A 6,047-nucleotide genomic window follows, 5' to 3' on the forward strand; every position below is an offset into this window, starting at 1 on the left:
CTTGCGGACGTACTTGCCCTTGGCGCCCGAGGGCTTCGCCTTGACGATGGCGTCCACGAAAGCCGAGAAGTTGGTCTTCAGGTCGGCATCCGAGAACGACATCTTGCCGATGCCGGCGTGGATAATGCCCTGCTTCTCGACGCGGAACTCGATCTGGCCGCCCTTGGCGTCCTTCACGGCCTGCGTCACGTTCGGGGTGACGGTGCCCAGCTTCGGGTTCGGCATCAGGCCCTTGGGGCCCAGCAGCTTGCCGAGACGGCCGACGACGCCCATCATGTCCGGGGTGGCGATGACGCGGTCGTAGTCGAGGTTGCCGGCCTGCATGTCTTCCATGAGGTCTTCGGCGCCAACCTTGTCGGCACCGGCGGCGAGAGCCTCGGCAGCCTTGTCACCCTTGGCGAACACGGCGACGCGAACGGTCTTGCCGGTGCCTGCGGGCAGCGAAACCATGCCGCGGACCATCTGGTCGGCGTGGCGGGGATCGACGCCCAGGTTCATCGCAACTTCGATGGTCTCGTCGAACTTGGTGGCCTTGACGTCACGCAGGGTCTGCAGCGCTTCGTCAACGCCGTAGAGCTTCATGTTGTCGCCGAGCTTGGCTGCGAGAGCCTTCTGGTTCTTGGTCTGCTTCATGGGCTCAGCCCTCCACCACTTCGAGGCCCATCGCGCGAGCGGAACCTTCGATGATCTTCGTTGCGGCCTCGATGTCGTTGGCATTGAGGTCGGCCATCTTGACCTGGGCGATCTCGGACAGCTTCGAACGCGCGATCTTACCGGCGGAAATCTTGCCCGGCTCCTTCGAGCCCGACTTCAGACCGGCGGCCTTCTTGATGAGGAAGGTGGCAGGCGGCGTCTTCGTGACGAAGGTGAAGCTGCGGTCGGCGTAAACGGTGATGATGGTCGGGATCGGCATGCCGTTCTCGAGTTCCTGCGTGGCGGCATTGAACGCCTTGCAGAATTCCATGATGTTCACGCCGCGCTGACCCAGAGCCGGACCGATCGGCGGCGACGGGTTGGCCTTGCCTGCAGGAACCTGCAGCTTGATGTAACCGGTAATCTTCTTGGCCATGGGGCCGCTCCTTTTCACACTGTCGCCCCGGTTTCCCGAGGCTCATGTCTAGCGGTTTTGGCGGGGCGCCGTGTGATCAGCACCCCTCCCGCAGGGAATCGGGCACGGCAAGGCCATGTCCGAAGGGGGCGCCCCTATAGGAAAAGCGGAGGAAAGGAAAGAGCCCGTTTCAGGCGGCAACCGCGCCTTGCGCCACAACTTTGCGGCGGCGCTGCCATAGCCCGCGAATCGCACGGCGCGAAGGCACTTCGAGGCGGCGATAGGCCAAGTCGCCAAGCACCAGCACCACGGCTGCGAAGGCCAGCAGCATGGCGCTCGCCGTCAAGCCGCTGGTGGTGCTCTCGATCGTGGGGATGCAGACGAGAAGCAGCGGGAAGTGGACGAGGTAGATCGAATAGCTGCGATCCCCAAGCCACAGCAGCGGACGGCTCGCCAATGCCGGAATGCGCAGCGACAGGCACAGCGCGGCGGGCCATGCGAGCAGGCACAGCGGCAGTAAGGGCGAAAAGCGGCCCATGTCGAGCAGCAGGCCCGTCGCCATGAGCGCGACCAGCACAATAGCGGGAACGCGCGCGATCCGCTCCCGGCAGCGCCACAGCACTTGCCCGAGGAAGAAGCCCAAGGGGCCGCGCGGAATGCAGTCGGCGATCCACGGGCCGCCTGCGCTGGCGAAGAATACGAGATAGCCGACCGGCACAAGGATCGCCGCCGCCGTTACCCAGCGCAGCGTCCGCTCTCCGCTGACCGCACCCAGCGCAAACAGGGTGTAGCAGGCCAGTTCGACCGAAATCGACCAGCTCGGGCCGTTGAAGGTGTGGCCCAGCGGCTCGACGAACGCCTGCATCATCAACAGGTGCGCGAGAAAGGCGTACCAGGTGTTCTCGGGCGCGCCGAGGAACAGCACGACGCAGATCGCGAAAGTCAGCAGATGCAGCGGATAGAGCCGGGCGATGCGCGCGACCGCGAAGTCCGCAAGGCCCGCGCGGTCGAGCCGCCGCTCACGCAAGTAGACATGGGCGAAGATGAAGCCCGAGATCAGGAAGAACAGATCGACGAAGCTCCAGCCCCAGTCGCGCAGCCAGACGATCGGCGCGGGCGCCTTCGCCATGACCGCCGGGTCCAGTTCCAGCAGCGGGTGATAGAGGAACGCGACCCCGGCTGCGGCGATGCCCCGCAGGCCGTCGAGCGCCGCAAGCCGCGTGCCGGATTTCGCTGGGACGGGTTCCGTGATCATGTCTTCACGCAGCTTTCAGTACCGGCGAGCCGGTCGAGGGAGTGTGCATGCGCTCCATCACGATCATGACGAGCGCGCCCGCCGCGAGGCCAGCGGCAAGGCGCCATGGCCAGCCGAGCCCGAATGCCTGCACCGCGAGAATCGCCGGGGCATGCGCGGCGTAGAGCGGGAACGAAAAGGCGCCTGCCGCTTGCGCGAGGCGGCTCCCCTGCCCGTGGCACAGCCCTCCGGCGATCAGCAATGGGCAGATCAGCGCCATGAACGCCAGGTCTGCCCAGCCGCGCGTGGCCAGAAACAGGGTGGCGAGCGCAAGGGCGACGGGCATCGCCGCGAAGGTGAAGAAGGCACCGGGCGCGAAAGGCGGCTGGTCCCGCCACAGGCGATGGAGGACGATGCCCGCAATGTAAGGCACCAGTGCGCGCAGGCCGATCGCCCACCAGACCGCCCGGCCGGGTACGAAATCGAGGCCATGCCCCCAGGCGATAACCACCAGTGCCGCGAACGACACCATGCCGAGCAGCGCCAGCCGCGGCGTACCGAGCCGCGCTAGGCCGAGCGCGTGGACGAGGTTGGCGAAAAGCTCCGCGCCGATCGACCACGCCGGGAAGTTGATGAGCAAGGGCAGCGCAAGGCAGACCAGCACGAAAGTCGCGCTCGTGTCCGGCTGGCTCAGCAGCCAGGGCAGCGCGAAAAGGCCGGCCAGCAGGATCGTCGGGCACAGGCGGCGGATGCGCGCCAGCATGAAGGCGCGCCCACCGCCCGAGCCGAGCCGAGCCTCGTAGCTGCGGGCCATGACATAGCCGCTGAGCATGAAGAAGAAATCGACCGCGAGATAGGCGCTGGTCCGATAATCGGGGAAGACGTGCGAGAGGAACACGCACAGCGCGGCGATCCCGCGCAAGCCATCCAGTCCGTCGAGGCGCCCCCTGTGCATGGGGCATCCATGCACCCGGAGTGGTTAATTCGCCGTTTCCCGAAACGCGAAACGCCCCGCACTCGGGCGGGGCGTCTGCGTTATCCTGCACCGGCCACCGAGGGCCATGGTGCTTCGACACGCTCAGCATGAGCGGGACTGAGAGCGCCCCTTCCCCCAACACCGCTCATCTGCGAGCGTGTCGAAGGATCCGGGGAGCCCCCCGCCCGCGCCTTACTTGCTGAGTTCGACGTGCTCGAATTCCAGCTCCACCGGGGTGGCGCGGCCGAAGATCGAGACCGCCACCTTGACGCGGCTCTTCTCGAAGTCGAGTTCCTCGACGATGCCGTTGAAGCTCGCGAACGGGCCGTCGAGCACCTTGACCGAATCGCCGATCTCGTAATCGATCGAGACGGTCTTGCGCGGCGCGGCGGCAGCGGCTTCGGCGGCGCCGAAGTAGCGCGAGGCCTCGCTCTCGCTGATCGCCTGCGGCTTGTTGTTGGCACCCAGGAAGCCGGTGACCTTCGGGGTGTTCTTGATGAGGTGGTAGACGTCGTCGTTCAGCGTCAGCTTGGCGAGGACGTAGCCGGGCATCGTCTTGCGCTCGGTCTGGACCTTCTTGCCGCGCTTCACTTCGGTGACGGTTTCGGAAGGAACCTGCACGTCCTCGACGAGCTGCGACAGACCGATGCGCTCGGCCTCGGTGATGATGGCTTCCTTAACCTTGCTCTCGAAGCCGGAGTAGGCGTGGATGATGTACCAGCGGGCCATGTGTTCTCTCAGTCCTGTATTCTGGCGATCAAAGGGCATTCAGCAGAGCGCTGACGACCCAGCCGAACAGCGCGTCGATGCCCAGGAAGAACACCGCCAGCAGCACCGTCATCAGGCCGACGAAGATCGCGGTCGTGACCGTCTCCTGGCGCGAAGGCCAGTGGATCTTGCGCGTTTCCGCCTGAACCTGGCGCATGAATTCGCCGGGGGTGATCTTGGCCATCTTAACGTCGCTCTCTTAGCTATGCCGCTTTGGTCACGGAAAATTCTGCGATTCTTCCGCCTAGGGGCCATCGCCGCCCCGGCCGAGGCCGGGAGGGGCTGATGAAGTCCGCCTGTCGGGAGGAAACGGGGATTTAGCTTCCACTGTCCGGATTTGCAAGGTCCACCGAGTCCGGCAGGCGCGCAAGGAACGAGTTGGGCGTCGCGAAGACGATCCGCGCCCCGTCCGGGATCGCCACCGGGGCCTTCGTGCCGATGTACCAGAGGTAGTCGGCATGGCGCGCGGGCTTGAACTTGCGCAAGTCGATCCGCTGGCTGTCGCTGTAGAGAATACGCTGCGTCGGATCGTTGAAACGGTAACGCGTCTCGCGCATCGACAGCATGTGAACGTCGGGCAGCGCGAAGTTGGAATTCTCCATCGAACTGCGGCGAACCACGGCGTAACTGCCGAAGTGCTCGAACGGGCCGAAGAACCACTGGCGGCGGGGAATCGCGATCGCCGTCGCCACGCGCGAGCCTTCGGGAACGTAGTCGAGCGCGGTGACGAGCTGGCGCGCGGTCTGCGCATCCTCGTACCAGACCACCGTGGTGACGGCGATGCGGGCCGTGAACAGCAGCCCCGCAAGCGCAAGGCCCCAGCGCGGCACCGGCCAGTCGATCGCGAGGCACGCGACCAGCAGCGCGGCGGTGCTCAGGCGATAGTCGGCATAGTCGCCACCGAAGATCTGGCGCGGCACCACCAGCGTCAGGATCAGCAGGATCAGCGCCGCCCAGCCGACGCGCCCGTCGAAGCGGCGGATCGCCAGCGCCGCCACGATCACCGCCACCACCACGCACAGGCTGGCGATGTCGAAGGTCATGTCGTAGCTGCGCATCGCGCGGTAGAGGATCTGCCACTTGTATTCGAGCACGCCGAAGCGCCCGTAGGACACCTTGGAGTTCGAACCCACGCCCAGCAGCATCGGCAGCAGCGGGAAGATCAGCGGCCAGGGCCTGAGGAACGGCCGCCAGTCGCGCCAGCTTGCACGCTTCGACCATTCATAGCCGAAGATCAGCACGCCCATCACGCCCCAGCCCGAGACGTGACACAGCCACACCACGAAGCTGGCCGGGATCATCACCGCCCAGCGCCAGCGCCAGTTCTCCAGCCGCACCCAGCCCGCCAGCACGAACAGCGCGAAGGCAATCGACAGCGAATAGTTGAGGAAGCCCATCAGGAACGAGGGCGACCAGATCATCGCGAAGGCCAGGATCGCGCCAACACCGATGCGCTTCCTGAGGCTCCATTCCACCGCCATGATCGCCATGCCGGTAAGGAACGGAATGGCCGCGACGATGAAGCGGCCCGCAGCTTCCAGCCCCATGATCTTCGTGAGCGGCACCATCAGCAGCTCGGCGCCGAGATTGCCGGTCCATTCCCACTTGAACAGGAAATAGCGCGTCAGGAACGGGTCGTGCCCGTGATCGAGCATGACCTTGAACCCGGCCAGGTGCGAAGGATAGTCGGTCATCTGCGGCGCCCAGGCGACGATCGCCGGGAGCATCGCCAGCAGCGACAGGACGATGCCCATCCACAAGGCTTCGTGGCGCGTACGCTTGTAAGTGTCGGTGCCGGAGTTGGAGGTGGCCGCTTCGGCCTCCACGGCGTCAGGATGCGCGCTGGCGTGCATGTGTGACTGTGTCTTCCCGCTAGTAGCCCGAATCGGCGAACGGGCTCTCGTAAAGCAACTTGGCCCGCAATTGAACGTCGTGACCCGACGATGGTGCTTCGACAAGCTCAGCATGAGCGGAATGAAGAAGCCGTCTTCCCGTTTCCGCTCATGCTGAGCTTGTCGAAG

At 65.4% G+C, this 6,047-nt stretch carries 7 protein-coding genes; all 7 read right to left on the reverse strand.

Annotation, left to right across the window (positions count from 1 at the left end; translation table 11 throughout):
- The coding region (gene rplA / locus ACYPYD_RS26380; RefSeq protein WP_459666625.1) for a 50S ribosomal protein L1 at window positions 1-633 on the reverse strand (633 nt) is incomplete at its 3' end.
- Between the two features lie 4 nt (window positions 634-637).
- Window positions 638-1,069: a 50S ribosomal protein L11 gene (gene rplK, locus ACYPYD_RS26385; protein ID WP_008830816.1), complete on the reverse strand. Its 432-nt coding sequence runs from the start codon at window positions 1,067-1,069 to the stop codon at window positions 638-640.
- A gap of 169 nt (window positions 1,070-1,238) precedes the next feature.
- Window positions 1,239-2,303 (reverse strand): acyltransferase family protein, encoded by a 1,065-nt coding sequence (locus ACYPYD_RS26390; protein WP_459666626.1) that lies wholly within the window; start codon window positions 2,301-2,303, stop codon window positions 1,239-1,241.
- 4 nt (window positions 2,304-2,307) lie between these two features.
- A complete protein-coding gene (locus ACYPYD_RS26395; RefSeq protein ID WP_459666629.1) occupies window positions 2,308-3,237 on the reverse strand; it encodes an acyltransferase family protein in 930 nt (309 codons plus the stop codon).
- Between the two features lie 213 nt (window positions 3,238-3,450).
- Window positions 3,451-3,987 carry a transcription termination/antitermination protein NusG gene (gene nusG, locus ACYPYD_RS26400; RefSeq protein ID WP_008830819.1) on the reverse strand — a complete coding sequence of 179 codons (537 nt, stop codon included), beginning with the start codon at window positions 3,985-3,987 and terminating at the stop codon, window positions 3,451-3,453.
- A 28-nt stretch (window positions 3,988-4,015) separates the two neighbouring features.
- On the reverse strand, window positions 4,016-4,210 hold the full coding sequence (gene secE / locus ACYPYD_RS26405) for a preprotein translocase subunit SecE (RefSeq protein WP_008830820.1): 195 nt from the start codon (window positions 4,208-4,210) through the stop codon (window positions 4,016-4,018).
- A gap of 133 nt (window positions 4,211-4,343) precedes the next feature.
- Entirely contained in the window at window positions 4,344-5,879 is a 1,536-nt protein-coding gene (locus ACYPYD_RS26410) for a hypothetical protein (RefSeq protein ID WP_008830821.1), read from the reverse strand.
- Window positions 5,880-6,047 lie beyond the last annotated feature (168 nt).

This window comes from Novosphingobium sp. 11B (assembly GCF_054589055.1).